The sequence below is a fragment of the Streptomyces sp. NPDC002574 genome, from assembly GCF_042889545.1.
Classification (GTDB): domain Bacteria; phylum Actinomycetota; class Actinomycetes; order Streptomycetales; family Streptomycetaceae; genus Actinacidiphila.
The window spans coordinates 218,097-244,604 of sequence record NZ_JBIARB010000010.1 but is presented as its reverse complement, the minus strand read 5'-3'; the positions used below and the strand labels follow the sequence as shown (position 1 = coordinate 244,604).

26 protein-coding genes are annotated in these 26,508 nt (G+C 72.0%); 8 read left to right on the top strand and 18 right to left on the bottom strand.

The features are described from left to right. Window positions 1-313 precede the first annotated feature (313 nt). From ACFYXS_RS25765 to ACFYXS_RS25715, 11 genes are all read right to left on the bottom strand, one after another. Window positions 314-946 carry an OmpA family protein gene (locus ACFYXS_RS25765; RefSeq protein WP_389252125.1) on the bottom strand — a complete coding sequence of 211 codons (633 nt, stop codon included), beginning with the start codon at window positions 944-946 and terminating at the stop codon, window positions 314-316. Between the two features lie 3 nt (window positions 947-949). After that, window positions 950-1,504 carry a hypothetical protein gene (locus ACFYXS_RS25760; protein ID WP_389252123.1) on the bottom strand — a complete coding sequence of 185 codons (555 nt, stop codon included), beginning with the start codon at window positions 1,502-1,504 and terminating at the stop codon, window positions 950-952. Between the two features lie 50 nt (window positions 1,505-1,554). Continuing rightward, window positions 1,555-2,145 carry a pilus assembly protein TadG-related protein gene (locus ACFYXS_RS25755; RefSeq protein WP_389252301.1) on the bottom strand — a complete coding sequence of 197 codons (591 nt, stop codon included), beginning with the start codon at window positions 2,143-2,145 and terminating at the stop codon, window positions 1,555-1,557. Further along, a complete protein-coding gene (locus tag ACFYXS_RS25750; protein WP_389252299.1) occupies window positions 2,142-2,333 on the bottom strand; it encodes a hypothetical protein in 192 nt (63 codons plus the stop codon). Before ACFYXS_RS25750 ends, ACFYXS_RS25755 begins: the two co-directional genes overlap by 4 nt. A gap of 284 nt (window positions 2,334-2,617) precedes the next feature. Then, on the bottom strand, window positions 2,618-3,502 hold the full coding sequence (locus tag ACFYXS_RS25745; protein ID WP_389252297.1) for a DUF5936 domain-containing protein: 885 nt from the start codon (window positions 3,500-3,502) through the stop codon (window positions 2,618-2,620). A 19-nt stretch (window positions 3,503-3,521) separates the two neighbouring features. Continuing rightward, entirely contained in the window at window positions 3,522-4,445 is a 924-nt protein-coding gene (locus ACFYXS_RS25740; RefSeq protein ID WP_389252295.1) for a type II secretion system F family protein, read from the bottom strand. A gap of 11 nt (window positions 4,446-4,456) precedes the next feature. Beyond that, a complete protein-coding gene (locus tag ACFYXS_RS25735) occupies window positions 4,457-5,794 on the bottom strand; it encodes a CpaF family protein (RefSeq protein WP_389252121.1) in 1,338 nt (445 codons plus the stop codon). Beyond that, complete coding sequence (locus tag ACFYXS_RS25730; RefSeq protein WP_389252119.1) at window positions 5,791-6,216, bottom strand: TadE/TadG family type IV pilus assembly protein; 426 nt, start codon at window positions 6,214-6,216, stop codon at window positions 5,791-5,793. Before ACFYXS_RS25730 ends, ACFYXS_RS25735 begins: the two co-directional genes overlap by 4 nt. Then, entirely contained in the window at window positions 6,213-7,778 is a 1,566-nt protein-coding gene (locus ACFYXS_RS25725) for a CpaE family protein (protein ID WP_389252117.1), read from the bottom strand. Before ACFYXS_RS25725 ends, ACFYXS_RS25730 begins: the two co-directional genes overlap by 4 nt. Beyond that, the gene (cpaB, locus tag ACFYXS_RS25720; RefSeq protein WP_389252115.1) at window positions 7,775-8,488 is read right to left on the bottom strand and encodes a Flp pilus assembly protein CpaB; all 714 of its coding nucleotides are present in this window, start codon (window positions 8,486-8,488) and stop codon (window positions 7,775-7,777) included. Before cpaB ends, ACFYXS_RS25725 begins: the two co-directional genes overlap by 4 nt. A 12-nt stretch (window positions 8,489-8,500) precedes the next feature. After that, the gene (locus tag ACFYXS_RS25715) at window positions 8,501-9,409 is read right to left on the bottom strand and encodes a hypothetical protein (protein WP_389252113.1); all 909 of its coding nucleotides are present in this window, start codon (window positions 9,407-9,409) and stop codon (window positions 8,501-8,503) included. A 285-nt stretch (window positions 9,410-9,694) separates the two neighbouring features. Here ACFYXS_RS25715 and ACFYXS_RS25710 point away from each other — a divergent pair, with 285 nt between their 5' ends. After that, entirely contained in the window at window positions 9,695-11,185 is a 1,491-nt protein-coding gene (locus ACFYXS_RS25710; protein ID WP_389252111.1) for a chitinase, read from the top strand. A gap of 75 nt (window positions 11,186-11,260) precedes the next feature. On the opposite strand, the gene ACFYXS_RS25705 is transcribed toward ACFYXS_RS25710, so the two are convergent. From ACFYXS_RS25705 to ACFYXS_RS25690, 4 genes are all read right to left on the bottom strand, one after another. Further along, window positions 11,261-12,706, bottom strand: coding sequence for a GntP family permease (locus tag ACFYXS_RS25705; RefSeq protein ID WP_389252109.1), 1,446 nt, complete (start codon window positions 12,704-12,706; stop codon window positions 11,261-11,263). A gap of 87 nt (window positions 12,707-12,793) precedes the next feature. Next, complete coding sequence (locus tag ACFYXS_RS25700) at window positions 12,794-13,198, bottom strand: RidA family protein (RefSeq protein ID WP_389252107.1); 405 nt, start codon at window positions 13,196-13,198, stop codon at window positions 12,794-12,796. Further along, window positions 13,198-13,953 carry an IclR family transcriptional regulator gene (locus ACFYXS_RS25695; RefSeq protein WP_389252105.1) on the bottom strand — a complete coding sequence of 252 codons (756 nt, stop codon included), beginning with the start codon at window positions 13,951-13,953 and terminating at the stop codon, window positions 13,198-13,200. The genes ACFYXS_RS25700 and ACFYXS_RS25695 overlap by 1 nt, the downstream gene beginning before the upstream one ends. Then, window positions 13,950-14,861 carry a sugar kinase gene (locus ACFYXS_RS25690; RefSeq protein ID WP_389252103.1) on the bottom strand — a complete coding sequence of 304 codons (912 nt, stop codon included), beginning with the start codon at window positions 14,859-14,861 and terminating at the stop codon, window positions 13,950-13,952. Before ACFYXS_RS25690 ends, ACFYXS_RS25695 begins: the two co-directional genes overlap by 4 nt. A 71-nt stretch (window positions 14,862-14,932) precedes the next feature. Between ACFYXS_RS25690 and ACFYXS_RS25685 the strand changes: the two genes are divergently transcribed. The 4 genes from ACFYXS_RS25685 (at window position 14,933) to ACFYXS_RS25670 (ending at window position 19,561) form a co-directional block, all read left to right on the top strand. Continuing rightward, window positions 14,933-16,213 (top strand): alanine racemase, encoded by a 1,281-nt coding sequence (locus tag ACFYXS_RS25685; protein ID WP_389252101.1) that lies wholly within the window; start codon window positions 14,933-14,935, stop codon window positions 16,211-16,213. 42 nt (window positions 16,214-16,255) lie between these two features. Further along, window positions 16,256-17,803 carry an amidohydrolase family protein gene (locus tag ACFYXS_RS25680; RefSeq protein WP_389252099.1) on the top strand — a complete coding sequence of 516 codons (1,548 nt, stop codon included), beginning with the start codon at window positions 16,256-16,258 and terminating at the stop codon, window positions 17,801-17,803. Between the two features lie 71 nt (window positions 17,804-17,874). After that, complete coding sequence (locus tag ACFYXS_RS25675; protein ID WP_389252097.1) at window positions 17,875-19,086, top strand: pyridoxal phosphate-dependent aminotransferase; 1,212 nt, start codon at window positions 17,875-17,877, stop codon at window positions 19,084-19,086. A gap of 82 nt (window positions 19,087-19,168) precedes the next feature. After that, window positions 19,169-19,561: a hypothetical protein gene (locus ACFYXS_RS25670; RefSeq protein WP_389252095.1), complete on the top strand. Its 393-nt coding sequence runs from the start codon at window positions 19,169-19,171 to the stop codon at window positions 19,559-19,561. A 79-nt stretch (window positions 19,562-19,640) separates the two neighbouring features. On the opposite strand, the gene ACFYXS_RS25665 is transcribed toward ACFYXS_RS25670, so the two are convergent. Continuing rightward, on the bottom strand, window positions 19,641-21,452 hold the full coding sequence (locus ACFYXS_RS25665; RefSeq protein ID WP_389252093.1) for a phosphoenolpyruvate carboxykinase (GTP): 1,812 nt from the start codon (window positions 21,450-21,452) through the stop codon (window positions 19,641-19,643). A gap of 255 nt (window positions 21,453-21,707) precedes the next feature. On the opposite strand from ACFYXS_RS25665, the gene ACFYXS_RS25660 reads away from it, so the two are divergent. The 3 genes from ACFYXS_RS25660 (at window position 21,708) to ACFYXS_RS25650 (ending at window position 24,727) form a co-directional block, all read left to right on the top strand. Then, a complete protein-coding gene (locus ACFYXS_RS25660) occupies window positions 21,708-22,409 on the top strand; it encodes a hemolysin III family protein (RefSeq protein ID WP_389252091.1) in 702 nt (233 codons plus the stop codon). A 133-nt stretch (window positions 22,410-22,542) separates the two neighbouring features. Next, window positions 22,543-24,081, top strand: coding sequence for an MFS transporter (locus tag ACFYXS_RS25655; protein ID WP_389252089.1), 1,539 nt, complete (start codon window positions 22,543-22,545; stop codon window positions 24,079-24,081). Continuing rightward, window positions 24,068-24,727, top strand: a complete 660-nt coding sequence (locus ACFYXS_RS25650; protein WP_389252087.1) for a TetR family transcriptional regulator — start codon at window positions 24,068-24,070, stop codon at window positions 24,725-24,727. Before ACFYXS_RS25655 ends, ACFYXS_RS25650 begins: the two co-directional genes overlap by 14 nt. A gap of 43 nt (window positions 24,728-24,770) precedes the next feature. Here ACFYXS_RS25650 and ACFYXS_RS25645 read toward each other — a convergent pair whose 3' ends face one another. Both ACFYXS_RS25645 and ACFYXS_RS25640 read right to left on the bottom strand, forming a co-directional pair. Then, window positions 24,771-25,541 (bottom strand): NDP-sugar synthase, encoded by a 771-nt coding sequence (locus ACFYXS_RS25645; protein WP_389252084.1) that lies wholly within the window; start codon window positions 25,539-25,541, stop codon window positions 24,771-24,773. A gap of 59 nt (window positions 25,542-25,600) precedes the next feature. Continuing rightward, window positions 25,601-26,467, bottom strand: a complete 867-nt coding sequence (locus ACFYXS_RS25640) for a polysaccharide lyase (protein ID WP_389252082.1) — start codon at window positions 26,465-26,467, stop codon at window positions 25,601-25,603. Window positions 26,468-26,508 lie beyond the last annotated feature (41 nt).

Sequence of the window (26,508 nt, the reverse complement as noted above, 5' to 3'; positions counted from 1 at the left end):
GAGACGGGCCGGTCCGCAGGGGGGAGAGCGGACCGGCCCGAGGGGGGGGTTTCCAAGGTACCGCGTATCCGCCGCAGTGCAGGACCAAGGTCATGAGGGAGATGTGAAGGTTCCCTTCAGAAAGGACCTCAGCCGGAATCCGATTCACCCTTTTGGCCCCATAAGCGGTGTCCTTCTCCCCAAAACATACCGATGGCGTGCCCATTTCGTCACTCCGCGTCACGGGCCGGGCGCCCGGCGAATTTAACGGCCCATGGGTTCCGCGTACCCCACGCGGGTGAGTCGCGCCGTTGACCCGGCACCCCGCCCCGCCCTAGGAGGGGCGGAACGTGATCTCCACGCGCCGGTTCTGCTTGCGGCCCGCCTCGGTGGAGTTGTCGGCGATCGGGTAGTCCTCGCTGTAGCCGCGGACCTGGAAGGCGTGGCTGTCGTTGCCGAGCGAGGCCAACTGACCGGAGAGGATCTTGTAGACCGCGTCGGCGCGCTTCTTGGAGAGCACCTGACCGTGTTCGTAGGAGCCGAGGTTGTCCGTGAAACCGAAGACCCGGATCGGCTGCGTCACGTTCTTGGCATCGATGTCGGACGCGATCGCCCTGATCCGCGCCGCCGCGGCGGGGTTGAGCTTCGCGCTGTCCCTCGGGAACAGCACGTCGGCCTGGAGGGCATACGTCACCGAGGAGTTGGACTCCTCGTGCCGCTCCTCACCGTCGTCGGCGGAGGCGTCCTCGGACGAGGACCCGTCCGTCACCGACACGATGTCCAGCACCTTCGGCGGCGCCAGCTTCGCGCCCTCCGGGAGTTCCAGGTCGGGGTCGTTCGCGTCGATCGCCGTCGGCGCGGACGGGGTCGGCTGCGCCGTCGGGGCGTCGTCCGCGTGCGCCGCCGGCGTCACGAGCGTCAGCGCGAGGCCCAACGCGGCCGCGGCCACGGGTCGGGGACGGGGCATGACTCACCCCTCCGACAGTGTGATCTTGGCCGGGGGCATCGTCGGCAGCTGGAACTCCACCTCGGTGGTGGCGGCCGGCGGGGCCGGGAACTGGGCGAAGATCGGCCGGGTCTCGCCCGGCTTGATCAGGGTCAAGCCCATGGTGCACAGGCACTTGCCCTCGGTGTCGCGCAGCACGTAGTAGCGCTTCTTGCCCGCCTCGTCGACCAGTACCGCTCCTGCGACGGACGGCCCGGACCGCTGAACTGCGGTCTCCTGCCCCATCCAGTAGGTCGCGCTGAAGGCCGAGGTGCCGTTGTTGGTGAGCGACCCCTTGACGGTGACGAATCCCCCGGAGTCCCGTACGGCCTCGTTCAGGGTGACGGTGATGTCCTTCTCGCCCTTCATCTGGGCCAGGATCTGTGTGGGCTCCGCAGACGGCGACGAGCCGTCCATGCCCGGACTGCTTGGTGCGGCACCTGACGTCGAGGGCGCCTTGCCCTCGGGCTTCTCCTCGCCGCCACCGCCTCCGCAACTCGTCAGGACAAGGGCCAAGCCCATGACCGCCAGTGCGGCCATGCCCCTGCGGCCCCTTACCCGCTGCCGGAATCGCATCGGTCCCCCGTTCCTCACTCGCTGAGATGGACGGAGTAGAACTCCGCCAGGTTCAGATCGAAGTCGTCGGCTGTGGGGTCCACGCTGAGGTCTCCCTCGTCGCAGGTGAACTTCACCGTGTCGCCGTCCTTTTCGTCCACCGCGCACCGGGCCTCGACCACGCCGGTGGCGGTCGCACGCGCGTGCATGTTCTCGGTGCCGTGCACGACCGACTTGCCCACAGTCCCCTCCGTGTGGAGGGAGACCTTCGCGCCGCTCGGGCCGCTGACGAGGTCACAGGTGTCGATGACCGCGCGGTTCTCGGCAGCGAAGGTGCCCGCCGCGCCGCACGCACCCGTGCCGTCCATGCCGTTCCCGGCAAGCAGGTCGGTCAGTTTGTCGAGGTCGCCTGCGTTGAGTGCGTCCAAGAAGTCGTCGCGAATGCCGTCGCGTGTCTCGCGCGCGGCCGCCAGCGCCGCCGCATCAGCCGCCGTCTGCGCGCTGTTGCGCACGGACGACGCCTGCCCGACGGCGAAGAAGGCGAAAGCGAGGAAGAACAGGGCTGCGACCGCCACGATGTAGAGGCCGACTGTCTGCCCCTGGTCGCCGCCGGCTCGTCCACTCAGCCCGCGCCGACGATGTCCCCGATCTTCGCGAGAATGCCATCGAGCACGGCTTGGCCAATGCTCGTCGTTCCGGCGAGCACCCCGATGATCACCGCGATCACGACCGCGATCCCCAGGTACTCGAAGGACGTCTGCCCCGCGTCGCCACCGGCGCGGATACGCGTTCGCAGCGCCGTCAGTCGATTCACAACCCACCTGCTCATGTTCCGTGCCCCAAACCGTAGTCACGTGTCGTACGCCGGCCGCGCCCCTTGCGTCGGCCGGGCTCTGGCTGTCGCGGCGGGACAGGGCGGCGGCGAGGTTCACGGTGCGCCGCCTCCCCTCGGGCCAACCCGCTGCGATCCGTGCTCGATTGCAGGTGCAAATGTGGTTGCGACTGCAAAGGTACACCGCAACCGCGGACTTCCGCACCCGATAAGGCGGGCTTCGGTCCATACCCACCACGGCCCCCGGCCATTCGCTCATGTCCCCCTCACCCCAGCAGATCGCCGAAGTTGATCCGGGAGCCGAGGATCGTCCCGGTCATGAGGAGGATCATCGTCGCGGGGACGAGCAGTGTCGTGATGACGCCCGTCGCGCGCGGCACCGTGCGGGCCGCGCGGCGGCGGGCGTTCTGGGCCTCGGTGCGCCGCATGTCCGTGGCGATCTGGAGCAGCGTGCGGGCGATGGGCGCGCCCAGTTCCTCGCCCTGCTGGAGCGCGGAGACGAACTGTCCGACCTGCTCGCTGCTGTTGCGCCTGCGCAACTGGTCGAAGGCGTCGCGGCGGCTGACGCCGACGTCCATCTGGCGCAGGGCGATGCGGATCTCGTCGCTCCAGGGCCCCTTGTAGACGGAGGCGACGCGTTCGAGCGCCTGGCGGAAGCCGAGTCCCGCGCTGACCACGACCGCGAGGACGTCGAGGAAGTCCGGGAGGGTGCGCTCGATCTCGTCGCGGCGTTTGCGGACGGCGAGCCAGATGCCGAGGTCGGTCCAGCCGAGGCCGTACGCGACCATGAGCAGCGCGGCGAACCAGTGGCCTGCCTGGAGGAGGACGAGGGCGGCCAGCGCGCCCAGGGCGCCGTAGACCGCGCGGCGGGCGGCGTAGCGGTCGACGGTCAGGCCGTAGGGGTGGCCCGCGTGGTCGATGCGGGCGCGGACGCGGCTGACGCGGGTGGGACCCATCAGGCGCAGCACGAGCGGCGCCCAGCGCATGCCGAGGCGGTCCACGGCGTTGCCGACCCGCGTGGTGCGGGTCCGGCCGACCTCCAGGGCGAGTTGGAGGTCGCTGGGCAGCTTGACCTCGGAGCGGTAGAGGCCGATGCCGTAGCAGAGGCCGAGGACGGCCAGCCCGGCGACGGCGGCCAGGGCGAGGGAGATCACCGGTGTCCCACCCTCCTCAGACGTCGATCCGCGACATGCGGCGGATGAGGGCGAATCCGACGACGTACAGGCCGAGGGCGATGACGACGGCGATCCGCCCGGCCCCCGAGCCGGTCATCGCGCCGAGCGAGCCCGGCATGATCCGGTCCAGGAGCAGCAGGGAGCCGATGCCGATGAACGGCACCGCGTACGCGGTGACGGTGACCTGCGACATCTGGGTGCGGATCTCACGCCGGGTCTCCTTGCGCTCCTCCAGGGTCACCGTGAGGTTCCGCAGCGACTCCACGACCGAGCCGCCGGCCCGCGAGGACAGGACGAGGGTCGACACCAGGACCACCAGTTCCCGGCTCGGGAGGCGTTCGCGCAGTTCCTCCAGGGCGTCCTCGATGGAGTGGCCGAGCGCCATCGCGTCGGCCACCTTGCGCAGTTCCTCTCCGGCCGGCGCGTCGAGTTCGTCGGCGGCCATGGAGACGGCCGTGCGCAGGGCCAGCCCCGCCTGGGTGGCGTTGGCCAGGACGCGGGCGAGGTCGGGCAGCTGGGCGATGAAGCGCTCGGTGCGCACCCGCCGCCGCCAGCCGAGGAAGGAGCTGACCGCCCAGGCCGCGAGCAGCGCGGCGATCGGGCCGAAGAAGGGGGCCAGCACCACGTCGGCCACCAGCCACGCCCCGCCGACCACGCCCACCGCGGCGGCGGTGAACTGGCCCGGGGTCAGATTGGTGCCGGTCGCGGCGAGCCGGGCCGCGAGCCGCCCGCCCCACCGGGTGGTGCGCACGCGGCGGTCCAGTCCGGAGAAGGCGACCGCGCTGCGCCGGCCGGCCGGGACCTCGGCCAGCCGGTCGACGAGGGCGGCCCGGTCGGCGCGGCCGCCGGCCCAGGCGTGCAGCCCCCACACACCGATCACCAGGGCGAGCCCGGTCACCCCCAGTACGGACAGGGCCATCGTCGCGGAACTCACTTCGCCTCCCTGGTCGACAGCTCCAGCTCGGTCTCCCCGACCCCGAACGCCGCGGGGACCGACTCCCCCGCCAGGTAAAGCCGTTCGGCCATCTCCCGGGGCACCGGCTGGTGCTGGAACCAGCCCCGTACGATCCGGTCGGCGCCCATCGGCTCGGCGCGGAAGCGGGTGGCGCTGGTGAGCCGGAAGACGTCCCGGCCGCGGGAGGAGAGCAGCGCGATCTCGGCGATCCTGCGGGTGCCGTCCACCTCGCGGCGGAGCTGGACGATCACGTCCACCGCGCTGTTGATCTGGTCCCGCAGGGCCTCGAAGGGGATCTTCACCTCGGACATCGAGGCCAGCGTCTGGAGCCGCAGCACCGCGTCCTCGGCCGAGTTGGCGTGCACGGTGGCCAGCGAGCCGTCGTGGCCGGTCGACATCGCCTGGAGCATGTCCAGGGTCTCGCCGCCGCGCACCTCACCGACGATGACCCGGTCCGGCCGCATGCGCAGCGAGTTGCGCACCAGGTCGCGGATGGTGATCCGGCCGTGGCCCTCGACGTTGGGCGGCCGGCTCTCCAGGCGGACGACGTGCTCCTGCTGGAGCTGGAGTTCCGCCGCGTCCTCGACGGTGATGATGCGCTCGCCGTCGGGGATCAGGCCCGACAGGGAGTTGAGCAGGGTGGTCTTGCCCGAGCCGGTGCCGCCGCTGACGATGATGTTGAACTTCGCCCGCACCAGCGCGGAGAGCAGCATCAGCATGTGCTCGTCGAGCGTGCCGAGGCCGATCAGTTCGTGCAGGGTGTAGGCGCGGGGGAAGCGGCGGATGGTCAGGATCGGGCCGGTCAGCGAGAGCGGCGGGATGATGACGTTGACGCGCTCGCCGGACGGCAGACGCGCGTCGACCATCGGGTTCGACTCGTCCACGCGGCGGTTGACGGTGGACACGATCCGCTCGATGGTCTGCAGCAGTTGCTCGGCGCTGCTGAACCGGGCGGCGACGGCCTCGACCCGGCCGCCGCGTTCGATGTAGATCCGGTCCGGGCCGTTGACCATGATCTCGGTGATCGACGCGTCCTCCAGCAGCGGTTCGAGGATGCCGAGGCCGAGGGCCTCGTCGACGACCCGGCGGATGATGCCCGTGCGCTCCTTCGTGGACAGCACGGGGCCCTCGCGGCTGATGATGTGGCCCAGTACGCGCTCCAGGCGCACGCGGCGCTCGGCGGCGGCGAGCGCCGACATCTCGGCGAGGTCGATCTCCTGGAGCAGCTTGGCGCGGTAGACGGCCACGAGGTGGCCCTCCTGCGTCTGCGGTGCGGTGTCGTCGTTGGCCGCGATGCGGTCGCGCAGGCTCATCCGTCCGCTCCTTCCCCGAAGTCCCCCAGGTCTCCGGAGTCCCCGGGGTCCCCGTCGTCGTCCTCCCTGGGCATGGTGGCGCTGCGGGTGACGGAGCCGGGGCTCAGGCCCGGGATCACCGAGGGGATCTCGATGGTGGCCGTGGCGTGCGTGGCGTCGCCGCCGTCGTCGGTGGTCACGTCCGTGCCGTCCCGCAGCCAGGAGCTGACGGCCTGGGTGCCGGCCGCCGAGCCGCTGAGGGGGTGGTCGTGGCGGGCCTCCATGCGGGCGGCGGCGCGGGCGGCGGTGCCGGCCTGGGCGGCGGTGTAGGCCGCGAGGCCCAACTGGACACCGGCCAGGGCGATGAGCAGCAGGATCGGCAGCATCCCCAGGAACTCCAGCGAGGCGCTGCCCCGGTCCCGCCGCCGGGTGCGGCCGCTCACGGGGCGTCCACCTCCTCGTCGACCGCCGAGGCGTGGCCGTGCACCCAGAGCGGGAAGTCGACGGCGCCGGGGAAGAGCACCGGCACCCTCAGCCCCACGGTCACGTCCACCATGCCGTCGGCCCTGCCGGAGTCCACGGTGACCTGGTCCCAGGCGCCCGGCAGGTCGTCGACCGCCGCCGCGCGCGCGTCCTTGCCGACCGCGGCGGCACGGGCGGCCTGGTCGGCGGCGTGCCCGGCGAGGGTGAAGGTGTAGCCGGCGAGCACGGCCTGCCAGACCAGGATCAGCACGACGAGGATCAACGGGGTCATGCCGAGCGTCTCCAGCACGACCTGGCCCTGGTCACCGCGCGTGCGCCGGCCCCGCCGCGGGACGAGGGCGCCGCCGGCCGCGGACAGGCCCACCTCGGCGGCGAGGGCCCACACGCCCTGCTTGACGGTGGAGCGGTTGTCGAGGTCCTGCAGCCGTCCGGCGTCGACGACGGCCTGCAGTTCCCTGAACGCCGCCGGAACCACGGCGGTGGAGACCCTGGTCCCGGTGATGCGGGCGACCAGCGAGGGCTGGATCTCGCTGCCGCGGGTGTGCCGGTTGACCGTGACGAGGACGTCCTGCGGCTTGCGGATCTGCAGCCGGTCCCACATACGCACCATGCGCTTGGCGGCGCGCACCGCGACGACGTCCGGGGTGGTCACGAGCAGCGCGGTGTCGGCCGTCTCGACGGCGACCGCGTTGGCACCGGTCATCTGGGTGCCGCAGTCCACGACGACGACCTCGTAGCGCTGCCGCAGCGCGTGCAGGACGTGCCGCGCCGAGCGGTCGGTGACCTCCTCGCCGCGCTCGCCGTCGCCGGGGGCGAGCAGCAGCGCGGGCCCGGACTCATGGACGTACATGGCGTCCTGGAGCACCCGGCTGGTCACGTCGGGGATGTCGGCGAGGTCGGCGACCGAGCGGCGGAACTGGACGTCGAGGTAGGAGGCGATGTCGCCGCCCTGGAGGTCGAGGTCGACCAGCGCGGTGGACTTGCCCGCTGCCTGCGCGGCCAGGGCCAGCTGCACGGCGATCACGGTGGTGCCGACCCCGCCCTTCGCCCCGGCGACCGCGACCATGGTTCCGCCGGGCACGGCGGGCAGCGCGGCCTGCTGCGGGCTGAGATGGCGCCGCACGCCCGCGGCCCAGCCGGCGGCCGCCTCGATGCGGGCGCCGAGTTCGTCGTACGACAGGGGCAGGGCGACGACGCCGCGCGCCCCGGCGTCCATGGCGCCGGACAGGACGGCGGGGCTGGGGTCGGCGGTGAGCAGGACGACGCCGACGGCCGGGAAGCGCAGCGCGATCTCCCGGATGACCTCCAGGGCGGGCATCGGGCTGATCCGGTCGTGGACGACGACGGCCTCGGGCAGTTCGTCGATCCCGGTGTCGGCGGCCCGCGCGAGGACGTCGAGCAGCGTGGTCGAGTCCGGGAGCGCGGGACCGGGTTCGGCGCCGGGCAGCTGGTGGAGCAGTCCGGTGAGGGCGCGGGCGGTGTCGGGGTCCGGGGTGCCGGACAGGATGCGGACGCCGTTCACGAGGCGGCCCCGTCGCGGGCGAGGGTGTAGGTGCGGTCCCGCGCCGAGGGCGCGGTGTCGTCGCCGGGGGCGACCAGGGCGAGGCGCACGTGCCGCGCGAAGGACTCGGCGAAGGCGACCCGCTGGGCGTCCTCGGCGCCGAGGGCGAAGGTGATGGGGACGCCCTTGCCGCCGGCCCGCTGACTGTCGCTGCCGGTGTCGAACGCCCTGATCTGGCCGACGTCGATGACCCGGGCGTTCGCCACGATGATCTTCGAGACCTCGGGGTCGGTGTCCTTGCGGGGCGCGAAGGTCGCGAAGATGTTGACCCGGGCCCCCGGTGTGATCTTGCCGGCGACGCCGGTCTCCGCGTCGATCATGATCGCGATCTCCATCTGCCCGGCCTGCAGGGCGGGCCGTTCGGCGACCATGTCGGTCTGCAGCAGCGATCCGCGCTCCAGCGGTACGGCGGCGATCTTGCCGTTGAGCTGTCCGACGTCGCGGACGGCCGTGGCGGGCAGCCAGCGCTTGGGTATGCGGACCGCCTCCAACTGGCCGCGGCCGATGGACTCGTACGCGGGGACGTCCTTGGCCAGCCGGTACGCGGTCACCTTGGGTCCGACCTGGGAGCGCGCGTCGCCGATGACGGTGACGACTCCCGCGAACGCGGCGAGCGCGCAGAGCGCGGAGACCACGAGAAGGACGACGCCGCGACGCTGACGTGAGTTCATAGAGGTGGGGCCCTATCGCTCAAGTGCCGAGTGCTGGTGGGGAGAGCCTTCGGGGGGAGGGGACGGGAGGGAGGGTGCGGTGCGGGACGCCAGGGTGTGCGGGCGCCGTTGCGCGTGCACGACCTGACGCGGCCGCTCGGGCGGCCGGATGCGCTGGAGTCCGTCCACCGCGGCCGAGCAGAACAGGCAGCGGTCGCCGATGACCGCGAGGCCGCACCAGCCGCAGCTGTCCCGGCGCACGGAGGTGACCAGTTGGTAGAGCACGCCGACGTCGGAGATGTACGCGGTGAACTCGACCAGCTTGCCGGTCCCCCACCAGCGCGCGGAGTCCGTGGGCAGCGGCACCTCGCGCACGTGCTGGGCGCGCCAGGCGCGGGCGAGCGGGCCGGTGACCCAGCCGGGGTCGACGCCGTGGCCCTGGGCGAGCGCGAGCTGGGTGAGGAAGGCGGGGCCGGCGGGCACCGCGGAGGGGTCGGCCTCGACGAGGTGCGGCTCGGGGTGGGCGAGGACGGCGAAGTGGCGGCCCGGCACCAGCGATTTCAGGTGCGCGCCGACGGGGACCTCCACGCGGTCGAGCTTGGCGACGGAGCCCAGCAGGGCGCCGGAGTAGAGGTAGTGCGACAGCAGGCGGGCGGCCCCCGCCAGCACCCCCGGCCCGAGGTCGGTCGCGGCGAGCTGCCGCAACTGCTCGGCGAGCAGCACGGTGGCCAGCGGCGGCAGGTCGACGGGCACGATCGCCACCCGGTCCGCCTCCAGGGCGGCCCGCACGGTGTGCGTCCGGCGGCGCACCGGGTCGGCGGGGTCGGGGGGCACGAGGAGGACGAGGTGGCCGTGGGCCTCCAGAGCGGCGACGGTGCGGCTCACGTGCTCCTCCAGGGGGAGCGCGAGGTCGTCCGTCGTGACCGCTATGACACTCGACACCCGTTGCCTCCCGGAACTCCCGCCCAGTCCCATCGCGGTGAGCCTATCGGTGTGTAGTGGGAGCAGTGCGCTAAGTCGCCGAACACTTGATGAAGTCGGTACCCAAGTGACGGGGCGAATACGCGTGCGGGCGCAGATGCTCGGCGCATATGCGCGACCGCGGCGGTGGGGCGGTGAGGTGCGCCGCGGGTATTGACCGGAGGATTGGTCTGGACCAAACTTCGACCTCACAAGAGTGGCCACTCGCGTACCCGTTGCCCAACTCCTCGCCCCCAGGAGGCAGTAGTGGAACTCGCACGCCCGCGGAGCACCGCCCTCAGAGCCGCGGCGGCCGTCGGCGCCGCCGCTCTCGCGGTGGCGGGACTCGTCGCCAACTCCGGCAGCGCGAACGCGGCCGACACCAATCTCGTGACCAACGGCGGATTCGAGAGCGGCCTGTCCGGCTGGTCGTGCACCGCCTCCAGCGGCGCGGTCGTCGGCTCCCCCGTGCACGGCGGCACCAAGGCCCTCCAGGGCACGCCGTCGTCCTCCGACAACTCCCGCTGCTCGCAGACCATCAGCGTCCGGCCCAACTCGACGTACACGCTGAGCGCCTTCGTCCAGGGCAGTTACGTCTACCTCGGCGCCACCGGCACCGGTATGACCGAGGCCTCGGTCTGGACCCCGTCCGCGTCCCCGTACCAGCAGTTGTCCACCAGCTTCACCACGGGCGCGAGCACCACCTCGGTCACCGTCTACCTGCACGGCTGGTACGCGCAGCCCGCCTACCTGGCGGACGACGTGAGCCTGCTGGGGGCGCCCGGCTCGGGCACGCCCACACCGACGCCCACCCCCACCGACCCGACGCCCACCCCCACGGACCCGACGCCGACCCCGACGCCCACCGGTGGCGGCACGCTGCCCAAGCACGTGCTCACCGGCTACTGGCAGAACTTCAACAACGGCGCCACCGTGCAGACCATCGCCCAGGTGCCGAGCCAGTACGACATCATCGCGGTCAGCTTCGCCGACGCCACTACCACGCCCGGCGCGGTCTCCTTCACCCTGGACCCGGCGCTGAACTACTCGGTCAGCCAGTTCAAGGCCGACATCGCGGCGAAGAAGGCGGCCGGCAAGAAGGTCATCGTCTCCGTCGGCGGCCAGAACGGCACGATCAGCGTCACCGACTCCGCCTCGGCGAACAACTTCGCCAACAGCGCCTTCTCGCTGATGCAGACGTACGGGTTCGACGGCGTCGACATCGACCTGGAGAACGGGATCAACGCGACCTGGATGACGCAGGCGCTGCGCTCCCTGTCGGCCAAGGCGGGCTCCGGGCTGGTCATCACCATGGCCCCGCAGACCATCGACATGCAGTCGACGTCCTTCGGCTACTTCCAGACCGCGCTCAACATCAAGGACATCCTGACCGTCGTCAACACCCAGTACTACAACAGCGGTTCCATGAACGGCTGCGACGGCAAGGTGTACTCGCAGGGCACGGTCGACTTCATCACCGCCCTGGCCTGCATCCAGCTCCAGAGCGGTCTGGCCCCCTCGCAGGTGGGTCTCGGCCTGCCGGCGTCCACCCGGGCGGCGGGCAGCGGCTACGTCTCGCCGACGGTCGTGAACAACGCCCTGGACTGCCTGGCCAAGGGCACCAACTGCGGCTCGTTCAAGCCCTCCACCACCTGGCCGGGGCTGCGCGGCGCGATGACCTGGTCCACCAACTGGGACGCGACGAACGGCAACGGATTCTCGGGCACGGTCGGCCCGCACGTGCACGCCCTGCCGTAGTACGCCGGAACCACCGCCCACCGCCGCACCGCGCCCCCGGGAGAGGTCCCGTCCCCCGGGGGCGCGGTGTCACGTTCACACCGCCAGGCTCACCGCGCCGGCGACGGCGAAGCCCGCCACCGACAGCACGGACTCCAGCACCGTCCACGTGCGCAGCGTGTCGCGCTCGCTGATGCCGAAGTACTTGGCGACCATCCAGAAACCGCCGTCGTTGACGTGCGAGGCGAAGATCGAGCCCGCCGAGATGGCGCAGATGACGAGCGCGAGGTGGGCCTGAGAGAAGTGCCCGGAGGCCAGCACCGGCTGCACGATGCCCGCCGTCGTCACGATGGCGACGGTCGCCGAACCCTGGGCCACCCGCAGCGCCACGCTCAGCAGCCAGGCCAGCAGGATCATCGGCAGTCCGGCGTCCCCGAAGGCCTTGGCGAGGGCGTCGGCGATGCCGCTGGCCTTGAGGACCGCGCCGAAGACGCCGCCCGCGCCGACCACCAGCAGGATGTTGCCGATCGGCTTGAGGGAGGCGGTGGAGACCGCCTCCAGGCTCCGCCGGCTCCAGCCGCGCCGGATGCCGAGCAGCCAGTACGCGAGGAAGAGCGCGAGGGTCAGCGCGACGAAGGGGTGCCCGAAGAAGGTGAGCAGTGAACGGGCCGTGCCCTCGTCCATCGTGACGGAGGAGAAGGTCGCCAGCAGGATCAGCACCAGGGGCGTGCCGATGATCGTCAGCACGATGCCGACGGAGACCGGCTCCTGCCGCGGTGCCCCGTCCCCTTCGGTGTGCACCGCCTCGCGCGCCTCCTCGACGGCGTCGGCCATGTCCTGCGGCACGGGGACGAAGATGCGCCGGCCGATCCACGCCGAGAACACCCAGGCCGCCAGCACCGCAGGCACCCCGCAGACCGCGCCCATCAGCACGACCCAGCCCAGGTCCACCTGGAAGACGGCGGCCGCGGCCACCGGACCGGGGTGGGGAGGCAGGAAGGCGTGCGTCATGGACAGCCCCGCGAGCAGCGGCAGGCAGTAGAGCAGAATCGATTTTCCGCTGCGCTTGGCAGCCGCGTAGACCAGCGGGGCGAGCACGAAGATCCCGACGTCGAAGAAGACCGGGATGCCGAAGACGAGCCCGGTCAGGCCCATCGCGAGCGGGGCGCGCCGCTCGCCGAAGGCGCCGAGCAGCCGGCCGGCGAGGGCCTCGGCGCCGCCGGAGATCTCCAGGATCGCGCCGAGCATGGTGCCGAGGCCGATGATGATCGCGACATGGCCGAGGATGCCGCCCATTCCGGTCTCGATGAGGCTGGTGGCGGTCGACCGCTGCACGGTGCCGAAGAGTTCGGTGACGCTCAGCCCGGCGGCGAGCGCCACCGCGATGGAGACCACCAGCAGCGCGACGAAGGGCTGCAGCCTGGCCTTGATGATGAGGAACAGCAACGAGACGATGCCGAGGACGGCGACGGTCAGCAGCCCGGCGGTGCCGGGGATCAGGGCTATGAGACCGCCCGTGTGGGGGACGGGTTCTGGGTTCACTCGGGCTCCCGGTGGGTTTTGGGCATGGGGGGACCACGGGACGGCGTACGGGTGCTGGGGGGACGGGTGACGCGGTGGGGACGGGCGTCAGTCCAGGACGGCCAGGGCATCGATCTCGACGAGCAGCCCGGCGGGCAGGCCGACGTAGACCGTCGTACGGGCGGCGGGGGCGCCCTTCAGACCGGCGAAGTACTCGTCGAAGAGGGCGTTGAACTCGGGGAAGTGGGCGGTGTCGGTGAGGTAGACGCGGATCATGACGGCGTCCTCCCAGGAGGCGCCGCCCGCCTCCAGTACCGCCTGGACGTTGGCGAGGGTCTGCAGGGTCTGCTCCCGCAGCCCCGGCCCGACCGGGGCGGGGGCCTGGCCCGGCACGGCGGGGCCGAAGCCGACCTGACCGGCGACCTGGAGGATGTTGCCCTTGCGGACGCCGTGGGAGAACTTGGCCGGCGGGGTGGTGTGGCTCGCCGGGGTGATCGCGGTCTTGTCGCTCATCAGGCTCCTTGGCTGGGTTTTCCGGAGTACTCGCGGCTGATCGCCTCCGCGGTGCGCTGGACCTGCGGGCGGAGTGCGAGCAGGCCCTCCGCGCTGACGACCACGTTGGGGGCGGACAGGGAACAGGCGGCCGCGACGCGCCCGTCGGCGCCGCGGATCGGCGCGGCGACGCAGTTGATCGACTCCTCGTGGCCGCCGAGGTCGCTCGCCCAGCCCTGCTCGCGCACGCGGGCGAGCTCGGCCAGGTGGGCGGCGGCGTCCGGGGTCGAACGGGAGGTGTAGCGCGGGTACTCCAGCCTCTGGGCGACCGCACGCCGTTCGGCCTCGGGCAGGTCGGCGAGGAGCAGTTTGGCGACGGCCGCCACGGTGATGGCGACGGGCTTGCCGATCCGCGAGTACATGCGGACCGGGTAGCGGCTCTCGACCTTGTCGATGTAGACGACCTCACCCTCCTCGTACACCGCGAGGTGCACGGTGTGGCCGGTCAGTTCGTTGAGGGCGACCAGGTGCGGGTGCGCGATGCCGCGGACGTCCAGGTTCTCCATCGCCTCCTGGGCGAGGGCGAACAGCCGGGCGCCCAGCCGGTAGCGCTGGTCGTCCTGGCGGTAGACCATGCCGTGCTCGTGCAGCGTGCGCAGCAGTCGCAGCGCGGTGGACTTGTGCACGTCCAGGCGGGTGGCGACCTGCTCGAGGTTGGCGGGCCCCTCCGCGAGCAGGGGCAGGATGCGCAGGGCGCGGTCCACGGTCTGGCTCATGCGCGCAGTCTCCCCCATGCCTCGTCCCCGAGTACGGCAAGGGAATCGCCGCGTACCCCGATCGCCGCGGCGGCCAGCGCGTGTCCGCGGGCGAGCCGGTCGGGGAGCGGCAGCGCGCGCAGGGTCGCGGACAGGAATCCGGCGGCGAAGGCGTCGCCCGCGCCGACCGGGTCGACCACCGGCGCGTCGGCCGCGGGGACGAAGACGCCTTCCCTGGTGCCCTCGTAGGCGGTTGCCCCCAGCGCGCCCTGCTTGACGACGAGCACGGCGGGCCCGGGCAGCGCCTCACGCACGGCGTCGGCGTCCGGCAGGCCCCAGGCGGCCTTCGCCTCGTCCTCGCCGACCAGGACGAGGTCGCAGCGGCGGGCGAGGGCGGCGAGCTGCACGGGGTCACGGGAACGCCAGAGCGCGGGGCGGTAGTTGACGTCGAAGGAGACCAGCGGGCGCCCGGGCCCCGGCGCGGTCAGCTCGCGCACGAGGTCGGCGCAGCCCGCCGAGAGCGCGGCCGTGATGCCGGACAGGTGCAGGACCCGGCCCGCCCAGGCCTCCTCGCGGCCGACGGTCGCCGGTGACAGGGCGGTCGCCGCGGAGCCGGCCCGGTAGTAGGCGACCTCACCGTCCCCGGTGCGGAAGTAGACGCCGGTGGGGCGGTCGGGGTCGCGGCGCACGGCGGAGACGTCGACCCCGGCCGCGGCGATCTGAGCGAGCAGGTGGTCCCCGAACGGGTCCGCGCCCACCCGGCTGATCCAGCGGGCGGTGTGGCCGAGCCGCGCGAGCGCGCAGGCCACGTTGGACTCGGCGCCGCCGGTGCCGCGCGCGAACGAGACGGCCTCGGCGAGGCGCTGCCCGGGCGCGGAGGGCACGAAGGTCACCATGGATTCGCCCACGCACACGATGTCCACGGTCACTTCGGCTCCCTTCTGGGCACCGTTGACCCGGCGCCGGCAGGGATGTTAGACACGTCCGAACACAGCACGCAATGACCATTGCGCATATTGCAACGCTCCCGGGAGGCGCGATGCGGATCGACGAGCTGCGCGAGGAACGCGTGGACCACCGCTTCAAGGGGCTTCCCCCCGACGCGGACGGACGCACCGTCGGCGAACTCGCCGCCGAGCACCGCTCCCTGTTCGACGGAGGCTTCACCACCCCGCTGCTCACGCTCTCCGGGCCCGCCCTGGAGCACAACCTCGCCCAGCTCGCCGCCTACGCCGACAAGCACGGGCTCGCCTTCGCACCGCACGGCAAGACCTCCATGGCCCCGCAGCTGTTCGCCCGGCAGATCGAGTACGGCGCCTGGGGCATCACCGCCGCCACCCCGCACCAGGTGCGGGTCTACCGGGCGTTCGGCGTGCCCCGGGTCTTCCTCGCCAACGAGATCGTCGACGCGGCGGCACTGCGCTGGCTCGCCCGCGAGCTCGCGGACGACCCCGGCTTCCGCTTCGTCTGCTACGTCGACTCCGTCCGGGGCGTCGAACTCATGGACGCGGCCCTCACCGAAGTCGTCGTCGACGTCGTGGTGGAACTCGGCGCGGCCGGCGGCCGCACGGGGGTGCGCGGACCCGTCGAGGCGGCGCGCGTCGCGGACGCGGTGACCGCGGCGCGGCACCTGCGGCTGGTCGGCGTCGCGGGCTACGAGGCGCCCGCGGCGGACCCGCGCGCCTGGCTGGACGAACTTGTCGCACTGGCCGTGGACTTCGACGCGGCGGGGCGATTCGGCGCGGCCGAGCAGATCGTGGTCAGCGCGGGCGGCAGCGAATGGTTCGACGGGGTGGCCGAGGCCTTCGGCTCACTGGGGACCCTGTCCCGCCCCGTGCTCAGGCTCCTGCGGTCCGGGGCGTACGTCACCCACGACGACGTCCACTACCGGGACGTCACGCCCTTCCGCGGCCGGATCGCCGCGGAGGGCTCACTGGAGCCGGCGTTCCGGCTGTGGACCCAGGTGCTCTCCCGGCCCGAACCGGGGCTCGCCCTCCTCAACGCGGGCAAGCGCGACGCGCCCTACGACCTCGGCCTCCCGGTGCCGCAGGTCGTGCGCCCCGCGGGCGGTGCCGCCGTCCCGGCGACCGGACTCACGGTCACGAAGCTCGCGGATCAGCACACGTTCGTGTCCGTGGCCCCGGACGGGGTCGACCTGGCGGTCGGGGACTGGGTGGGGCTGGGGGTGTCGCACCCGTGCACGGCGTTCGACAAATGGCAGCTCATTCCTGTCGTGGGCGAGACCGGGGTCGTCACGGACTTCGTCCGTACGTTCTTCTGACCGGCGGGTGAAATACCTACGGAAGAGGAGAGGGCGCCGCACGTGGATCTGGGCATACGCAACGCGACCGTCGTGGACGGCACCGGAAAGGCCCCGTACGTCGCGGACATCCGCGTTCGGGACGGCCGCGTCGCGGAGATCGGGACCGTGCGCGGCGCACGCCGGACCTTGGACGCCGACGGGCTGGCGCTCGCGCCAGGATTCATCGACATGCACGCCCACAGCGATCTCGCCCTGCTCACGGACCCCGCGCACGAGGCGAAGGCGGCGCAGGGCGTGACCCTGGAGGTGCTGGGGCAGGACGGGCTGTCGTACGCCCCCGTGGACGACCGGACGCTGGGCGAGCTGCGGCACCAGCTCGCGGGGTGGAACGGGGATCCGGACGGGCTGGACTACGACTGGCGCAGCGTCGGCGAGTACCTGGACCGCCTGGACCGGGGGGTGGCGGTGAACGCCGCGTACCTCGTGCCGCAGGGCACCGTGCGGATGCTGGCCGTGGGGTGGGAGGACCGCCCGGCGACGCCAGCGGAGCTGGACCGGATGAAGGGGCTGGTCGCGGAGGGCATGGCGCAGGGGGCGGTGGGGATGTCGTCGGGGCTGACGTACACCCCGGGGATGTACGCCTCGGGCGCGGAACTGACCGAGCTGTGCCGGGTCGTGGCCGCCCACGGGGGCTACTACTGCCCGCACCACCGCAGTTACGGCGCGGGTGCGCTGGAGGCCTACGCGGAGATGATCGCGCTGACCCGCGAGGCCGGCTGCGCCCTGCATCTGGCGCACGCGACGATGAACTTCGGGGTGAACCGGGGCCGCGCCCCGGAGCTGCTGGCGCTGCTGGACGAGGCGTTGGCGGCGGGCGCGGACATCAGTCTGGACACGTATCCGTATCTGCCGGGTTCCACCACGCTCGTGGCGACGCTGCCGAGCTGGGCCACCGAGGGCGGCCCGGAGGCGACGCTCGCGCGGTTGCGGGACGCGGTCACGGCGGAACGCATCCGGCACGTGATGGAGGTGGACGGTTCGGACGGCTGCCACGGGGTGCCCGTGGACTGGTCGACGATCGAGGTGTCCGGGGTGCGCGAGCCGGCGCTCAGGGCCCATGTGGGCCACCGGGTACCGGACTTCGGCACGGCGCGCCGGCTGCTGCTGGAGGACCGGCTGGGCACGACGATCCTGCAGCACGTGGGACACGAGGAGAACGTCCGGGCGATCATGCGGCACCGGGTGCACACCGCCGGCAGCGACGGGCTGCTCGTCGGGGACAAGCCGCATCCGCGCGCGTACGGCACCTTCCCGCACTATCTCGGCCGCTACGTGCGCGAGCTGGGCGTGCTCTCGCTGGAGGAGTGCGTCGCGCATCTGACCGGCCGCCCGGCCGCCCGGCTGGGGCTGACCGACCGCGGGCTGGTCCGCGAGGGCCACCGCGCCGACCTGGTGCTGTTCGACCCGGCGACGGTGGCGGCGGGCGCGACGTTCGAGCGGCCGCGGGCGCTGCCCACGGGCATTCCGTACGTGCTGATCGACGGGCGGTTCGTCATCGAGGACGGCCGCCGCACCGACGTGCTGGCGGGGCGTTCCGTGCGCTCGTGACGTCACCTGTTCGGCTCACACGTGGCCAAGAACACGGGGCGACCCCCATGGCGTGGCCGTAAGCTCACGACATGCAGGTGATCCAGTCCACGAAGCTCTCCAATGTCTGCTACGACATCCGCGGCCCGGTGCTGGAGGAGGCCATGCGGCTGGAAGCGGCAGGTCACCGCATCCTGAAGCTGAACACCGGCAATCCTGCGGCCTTCGGTTTCGAGTGCCCCCCGGAGATCCTCGAGGACATGCTGCGCAGCCTCGGCGGTGCGCACGGCTACGGCGACTCCAAGGGCATCCTCCCGGCCCGCCGCGCGGTCATGCAGCACTACCAGACCAAGGGCATCGACCTGGACGTCGAGGACATCTACCTCGGCAACGGGGTGTCCGAGCTGATCCAGATGGCGATGCAGGCGCTGCTGGACGACGGCGACGAGGTGCTGATCCCGGCGCCGGACTACCCGCTGTGGACGGCGGCGGTCTCGCTGTCCGGCGGCACGCCGGTGCACTACCGCTGCGACGAGCAGGCGGACTGGTTCCCGGACCTCGCCGACATCGAGCGGAAGATCACCGACCGCACCAAGGCACTGGTGATCATCAACCCGAACAACCCGACGGGCGCGGTGTACGACGACGAGCTGCTGCGGCAGCTGACCGACCTCGCCCGCCGGCACCATCTGATCGTCTGCTCGGACGAGATCTACGACAAGATCCTCTACGACGGCGTCACGCACACCCCCACCGCGGCGATCGCCCCCGATCTGCTGACGCTCACCTTCAACGGGCTGTCGAAGGCCTACCGGGTGGCGGGCTACCGCAGCGGCTGGCTCGCGGTCTGCGGCCCCAAGGAGCACGCGACCAGCTATCTGGAGGGTCTGACGATCCTGGCCAACATGCGGCTGTGCGCCAATGTGCCGGCGCAGCACGCGGTGGCCACCGCGCTGGGCGGCCGCCAGTCGATCAAGGACCTGGTGCTGCCGGGCGGCCGGCTGGCGGAGCAGCGCGACGTGGCGTACGAGCTGCTCACCCAGATCCCCGGGGTCAGCTGCGTCCGTCCCAAGGGGGCGCTGTACGCGTTCCCGCGGCTGGACCCCAAGGTCTACAAGGTCAAGGACGACCAGCAGATGGTGCTGGACCTGCTGCGCGCGGAGCGGATCCTGGTGGTCCAGGGCACCGGTTTCAACTGGCCGGAGCCGGACCACTTCCGGCTGGTCACGCTGCCCTCGAAGGAGGACCTGACGGACGCGGTCGGCCGGATCGGGCGGTTCCTGGACGGCTACGGCCAGCCGTAGTCCGGACCAATGTCTTGAATCACTCGCTCCTTAGACTGAGTCCAAGCTAGGATGTTCTCCTGAATGCAGGAGGAGTGCACCCATGTACGAGCCGATCCGCACCAAATCGGTCCATACGGCGACGGCGCCCCGCCTTCCGCGACGCAGCCGTGACGAGGAGCTGGACCTCCAGCTCGCCGGACACCTCGCCGCCCTGCTGACCGTCACCGACGAGCTGCGGGGATCGGCACCGTGCCCCGAGCTCGACCGTGCGGCGGAGCAGCTCGCCGAGGTGGTGGCACGACTGCACCACGGGCGGCCGCCGCTCCGGCTCCCCGCCGGCCGCGGGGCCGGGGACCCCGCCCGCACCGCCGCGCTCCACCGGCGGGCGCACGCGCTCGCCGGCCGGGCACTGGTCGTCGCCGAGTCACGGCAGGACACGGAGGCGGTGGCGCTCGCCGAGCGCCGTCTCGCGGTCCACGCCGCGACCGTCTGAACCACGAACGCCCGGGGCCCGGACACGACGTCGCACGCGTCATGTCCGGGCCCCGGTCCGTCGGGCACGGCGGTGGTCGTCAGCCCAGGCGCTTGACCAGGGCGCGGTACTCGTCCCACAGCTCCTTGGGCGTGTGGTCGCCGAAGGTCTCCAGGTGGGACGGGATGAGCGAGGCCTCCTCGCGCCAGGTCTCGATGTCCACCGAGAGCAGCAGGTCGAGGTCCTTCTGCTCGATGTCCAGCCCGGCGACGTCCAGCGAGCCCTCGGCCGGGAGGATGCCGATCGGGGTCTCGACGCCCTCGGCCCGGCCGTTGAGCCGCTCGACGATCCACTTCAGCACGCGGCTGTTCTCACCGAAGCCGGGCCACACGAACCGGCCGTCCGCGTCCTTGCGGAACCAGTTCACGTAGTAGATCTTCGGCAGCTTGTCGGCGTCGTGCGTCTTGCCCAGGCCGACCCAGTGCCCGAAGTAGTCGCCCATGTTGTAGCCGCAGAACGGCAGCATCGCGAAGGGGTCGCGGCGCAGCTCGCCCACCTTGCCCTCGGCGGCGGCGGTCTTCTCGGAGGCGACGTTGGCGCCGAGGAAGACACCGTGCTGCCAGTCGAAGGACTCGGTGACCAGCGGGACCGCCGAGGCGCGGCGGCCGCCGAAGAGGATGGCCGAGATCGGCACGCCCTTGGGGTCCTCCCACTCGGGCGCGATCGTCGGGCACTGGGCGGCGGGCACGGTGAAGCGGGCATTGGGGTGGGCGGCGGGGGTCCCGGACTCCGGCGTCCAGGAGTTGCCCTTCCAGTCCGTGAGGTGGGCCGGGAGCTCCTCCGTCATGCCCTCCCACCAGACGTCGTTGTCGTCGGTGAGCGCGACGTTGGTGAAGACCGAGTTGCCCCACAGGGTCTTCATCGCGTTGGCGTTGGTGTGCTCGCCGGTGCCCGGCGCGACACCGAAGAAGCCGGCCTCGGGGTTGATCGCGTAGAGGCGGCCGTCCTCGCCGAAGCGCATCCAGGCGATGTCGTCGCCGATCGTCTCCACGGTCCAGCCGGGGATGGTCGGCTCCAGCATCGCGAGGTTGGTCTTGCCGCAGGCGCTGGGGAAGGCGGCGGCCACGTACTTGGCCTCGCCCCGCGGCGGGGTGAGCTTCAGGACGAGCATGTGCTCGGCCAGCCAGCCCTCGTCACGCGCCATGACCGAGGCTATGCGCAGCGCGTAGCACTTCTTGCCGAGCAGCGCGTTGCCGCCGTAGCCGGAGCCGAAGGACCAGATCTCGCGCGCCTCGGGGAAGTGCGAGATGTACTTGGTGGAGTTGCACGGCCACGGAACGTCGTCCTGGCCGGGCTCCAGCGGGGCGCCCACGGTGTGCACGGCCTTCACGAAGAAGCCGTCCTCGCCGAGCTCGTCCAGCACGTCCTGGCCCATGCGCGTCATGGTGCGCATGGCGGTGGCGACGTACGCGGAGTCGGTGATCTCCACGCCGATCGCGGACAGCTCGGAGCCGAGCGGGCCCATGCAGAACGGGACCACGTACATGGTCCGGCCGCGCATGGCACCGCGGAACAGCCCCTGCTCACCGGTGAAGATCTCCCGCATCTCGGCGGGGTCCTTCCAGTGGTTGGTCGGGCCGGCGTCCTGCTCCTTCTCCGAGCAGATGAAGGTGCGGTCCTCGACACGAGCGACGTCGGTCGGGTCGGAGGCGGCGTAGTACGAGTTGGGGCGCTTGATCGGGTCGAGCTTCGTGAAGGTGCCCTGCTTCACGAGCCCGTCGGCCAGGCGCTGGTACTCCTCCTCCGAGCCGTCGCACCACACGATCTCGTCGGGCTGGGTCAGTTCGGCGATCTCGCCGACCCAGGCGATCAGGTCCTGATGATGGGTGGGAGCCGCATTGACGCGCGCCACGATCGCTCCGTTCCGCCCGGTGTGCACTCACCCGGCGTCAGTTTTCGAGGGTGTTTTGTTGGGACCCCTTGGGGGCTGCGACCCGGATGCTGCTTCGTGGGTTGCTCATCCGGTGCCGACCGCACTCATATGAGTATCAGGACAGGAAACGCGATCTGTCCAGGGCGCGTGAGGTGAGCATCGCCACTCCCAACGTCCGGCGACATTGCAAATTACCTACCGGTAACTTACGCGAGCGTAGGTAGCATTGACCTCATGAGCTCCGTGGACGAGACTCCCGTTGTGCCTCCCGCCCTTGATGAACTCGCCGCCGTCGCCGCCCCGCTGAAGCCCAAGCTCAGGGGGTGGTTGCACGCCGGGATGTTCCCCGCCGTCCTGGTCTCGGGCGTCGTCCTGACCGCCTTCGCCGAGAGCACCCGTGGGCGGATCGCCTGCGCCGTCTTCACCGTGACCGCCTGCGCGCTGTTCGGAGTGAGTGCGCTGTACCACCGCGGGAACTGGGGTCCCCGCGGCGAGGCCGTGCTGCGCCGCCTCGACCACGCGAACATCTTCCTGATCATCGCGGGCACCTACACGCCGTTCACCCTGCTCCTGCTGCCCACCGGCAAGCAGGAGATACTGCTCTGGCTGGTGTGGGCGGGAGCCCTGGCCGGCATCGCCTTCCGGGTCTTCTGGGTCGGCGCGCCGCGCTGGCTCTACACGCCCTGCTACATCGCGCTCGGCTGGGCGGCGGTCTTCTTCCTGCCCGACTTCATGCGGCACGGCGGTGTCGCCGTACTGGTGCTGATCGTCGTCGGCGGCCTGCTCTACAGCGCCGGCGCGATCGTCTACGGCACCAAGCGCCCCAACCCCTCACCGCGCTTCTTCGGCTTCCACGAGGTCTTCCACTCGTTCACCCTCGCCGCCTTCATCGCCCACTACGTCGGCATCTCGCTGGTGGCCTACAACCACGCGTAGCCCACCCGCAGCGGCCCCGAGAGCCCCGCGCACCGCACCGGCGGTCCGCGGGGCTTTCGCATGTCCGCATTGATAGCTACTCTTTTTTGAAAGTCACTGTCATTTGCTACCGACCACCGGAAAGAGCCCTGCCATGACGACGAACGACCCCCGCCGCTGGTGGGCCCTCGGGGCGCTGGTGGCGAGCATGCTCGTCCTCGGTTTCGACATGACGATCCTGAACGTCACCCTGCCGACCATGGCCGCCGAACTCGGCGCCGACACAGGCGACCAGCAGTGGATCGTGGACGCCTACACCGTGGTGTTCGCCGCCGCGATGCTCCCGGCGGGCCTGCTGGGCGACCGCTGGGGGCGGCGCCGGATGCTCATCGCGGGCCTGGCGGTCTTCCTCGCCGGCTCCCTGCTCGGCGTCCTCGCCGGCAGCCCCGGGCCGGTGGTAGCCGCCCGCACGGTGATGGGCCTGGGGGCCGCGCTGGTGATGCCGCTCGCGCTGTCCGTCCTGCCCTCGCTGTTCGGGCCCGAGGAGCGCTCCAAGGCGGTCGGCGCCGTCACCGCCGCCATGGCGCTGGGCCTGCCGCTCGGGCCGATCATCGGCGGCGTCCTGCTCGACCACTTCTGGTGGGGCTCGATCTTCCTGATCAACGTCCCGCTGGTCGCCGTCGGCATCACCGCCTCCCTGCTGCTGCTCCCCGAGACCCGCGACCCCGCCACCCCCCGGATCGACCTGCCGAGCACCGCGCTGGCGATGACCGGGCTCGGCGCGCTGGTCCTCGGCATCATCGAGGCCCCCCGGCGGGGCTGGGCCGATCCGCTGGTGCTGCTCGCGCTCTTCGGCGCCGTCGCCCTGCTCACCGGGCTGGTGCTGCGCGAACGCCGCCAGGAACGGCCGATGCTCGACGTGGGCCTGCTGCGGCAGCCCGGCTTCCTGTGGAACGCGGTCGCCGCGACCCTGGTGACCTTCATCCTCACCGGGCTGCTCTTCGTGCTGCCCCAGTACCTGCAGGCCGTGCTCGGCAACGACGCCCTGGGCACCGGTCTGCGACTGCTGCCCATGATGGGCGGACTGATGGTGGCGGCCCGGGGCAGCGCGCCGCTGGTCGCGCGCTTCGGGGCGCGGCCGGTGGTGACCGCCGGGCTGGTGGTGCTCGCCGGCGCCGCCGTGCTCGGCAGCCGTACCCAGGTGCACGACGGCTACGGGTTCACCGCGCTGTGGCTGTCGGTCACCGGATTCGCCTTCGGCTTCGCGATGATCCCGGCCATGGACGCCGCGCTCGGCGCCCTGCCGAAGGAGCGCGCCGGCGCCGGTTCCGGGCTGCTGATGACCCTGCGGCAGACCGGCGGCGCGATCGGCGTGGCCGTCCTGGGCAGCCTGCTCGCGGGCGCGTACACCGACCGGCTCGACACCACGGGCCTCCCCGCCGCGGCCGCCGGCACCGCCGCGGACTCCGTGGGCGCCGCGCACGCGGTGGCCGCGGCCCTGGGCGACCGGGCGCTGGCGGCCTCCGCGGACGCCGCCTATCTGCACGGCATGGACCTGGCGCTGCTCGTCTGCGGCGGCGCCTCGGTGGCGGCCGCCGTCCTGACCGCCCTCTTCCTGCCCGGCACCGGCGGGAAGGGGCAGGCGGCGGTGGCCGCCGACGTGGCCGCGCCGGCGGTCGATGCCCGACAATGACCACGTGACGGCACCGACGAGACCGACCGGACCGGCGAGCCCGACGAGCTCGGCCAGGCCCGGCCTCCGCGAGCGCAAGAAGATCCAGACCCGCCGGGCCATCCGCCGCGCGGCCTACCGGCTCTTCGAGGCGCAGGGGTACGACGGCACCACCGTCGAGCAGATCGCGGACGCGGCCGAGGTCTCCGCCAGCACGGTCTTCCGGTACTTCCCGACCAAGGAGGACATCGTCCTCACCGACGAGTACGACCCCGTCATGGTGGCAGCGCTGCGCGACCGCCCGGTGACGGAGCCCATCGTCGAGTCGGTGCGGCACGCCCTGCTGGGACCGCTGCGGGAGATGTTCACCGACCAGGCCGAACTGGACGAGATGCGGCAGCGGCTGCGGCTGGTGCGCACCGTCCCGGCCATCCGCGCCCGCATGGGCGAGAACATCCAGGAGTCCAGCCGGCTGCTGGCCTCCGTCACCGCCGAGCGCCTGGGGCGCCCCGAGGACGACTTCGAGATCCGGATCGTCGTCGGGGCGCTGATCGGCGCCTGGAGCGAGGCCATCTTCCACTGGATCGACACGGGCGGCGGCGACGACCTCGCCGGGATCCTCGACCGCGCGCTGACCCTGCTGGCGGCGAACCTGAACGACCGCTGACGGCGGTCGCCACCCGGTCCCCCGTCGTCGCCGGACCGGTTCGCTACACCGCTTCGAGGGCGGGCACCCAGCCGAAGGCGGCCACCTCCTTGGTGGCCTCCTTGAGGTCCTTCGCGTTGTCGACGCCGCGCCAGTAGCCGTTGATGCGGTAGGCGGACAGGCGGTCCTGCTCGCACAGCGCGGGGAACGTGGTGTCCTCGTGGTCGCCGAGGTCGGGCAGGAGCGCGGTGACCTCGGGCTCGAAGAGATAGACGCCGGCGTTGATCCAGTGCGGCAGCACGGGCGCCTCGACGAAGCTGCTGACGCGGTCGCCGCCGGCCAGTTCCACGATGCCGTACGGGGACTTCAGCGGGGTGACCGCCAGCGTGGCCAGCGCGGACCGCTCGACGTGGGCGCGGGCCAGGTCGCGCAGCGAGAAGCGGGTGAGGATGTCGCCGTTGAGACCGGCCCAGCGCTCACCGGGGTGCGGCAGGCCGCGTGCGGCGTACTTCAGGCCACCGCCGCGGCCGAGCGGTTCGTCCTCGACGACGATGCGCACGCGCAGCGGCAGCGGATGGGTGTCCACGTAGTCCTGGAGCGCGTCCGCGCGGTAGCCGCAGGAGATGATCACGTCCTCGATGCCCTCGGTGGCCAGCCAGTGGGCCTGGTGCTCGAAGATCGGCCGGCCCGCCACCTCCACCAGGGCCTTGGGGATCCGGTCGGTGTACGGGCGCAGCCGGCTGGCCTGCCCGCCCGCGAGGACGACGGCCTGGCGGACCATCGGGCCGCCCCATGCGGTGACGGCGGTCGGAGCGGCGTCGTGCGTGGTGGTCATGATGCCTCCAACGAGGGTTGGGGAACGGTGCGGACGGTGGGCGGGGGACAGGAGACCGGTCAGGCCCCGGACAGCGGCCCGATGTAGCGGTCGGAGACGGCGAAGGCGGCGAACTCGGCGTGCTGGGTGCGCGGCGTCGCCCAACTCGGGTCCCCGCCGCCGAAGAAGGTCGAGAAGAACACTCCCCCGATGCCGAGCCGGCCGGTCGTCCGGAACTCCAGCCCCCGGCTGAGCAGGACCCGGGCACCGTTCAGGAACACGGTGACCGATCCGTCCCTGCGCCCCGGGGTGTTGAGACGCACGGCCTGCTCCACACAGGCCCACCGGCCCAGCGGCCAGCGCCAGTCGCCGCTGCCGAGCGAGGTGCCGTGCTCGACCGAGGTCGGCAGGTAGGCGTACACCTCCGCGGTGCCGCCCCGGCGCCACATGTAGCGCGTGGACAGGCCGTCCGAGCCGTCCGGGATGTGCTTGCCACTGGTGACGGACCCGCCGTACAGGCCGGGCAGCTTGCCCCCTTTGACGAAGTCGAAGTCCGGGGGGAAGCGCACGTAGTACCGCAGGCTCAGTGCGTCGACGGGCCCGGAGCGCAGCGCGAGGTACAGCTGCGCCCCGCCCTCGGGACTGCCGAAGTCCCTGGCGACGGTCGGGCTGGCCGAGCCCGCCGGGTACCGCACCTGGAGCAGCCGGCCGAGCACCGGGTGCGGCTCGGCCGCCAGCCTGACCCGGGACAGCCCGAACGAACCGGCGGCGCGGGGCTCCAGCCGCGGCCCGAACACCCGGGCCGCGGAAGTGAGGTCCAGCGTGCTGCCCTGCCCGGCGGAGGGACCGGTGGAGCGGGCGGAGCGGTCACTGCCGTACGCGGAGCACGACACGAGGGCCGCCGCGGCGCCGGCGCCGCCCCCCGCGATGAACAACCGTCTGCGCATGGTGCCGCTCCTGTCCTGCGTGACGCGTGGTCGCTGAGCTG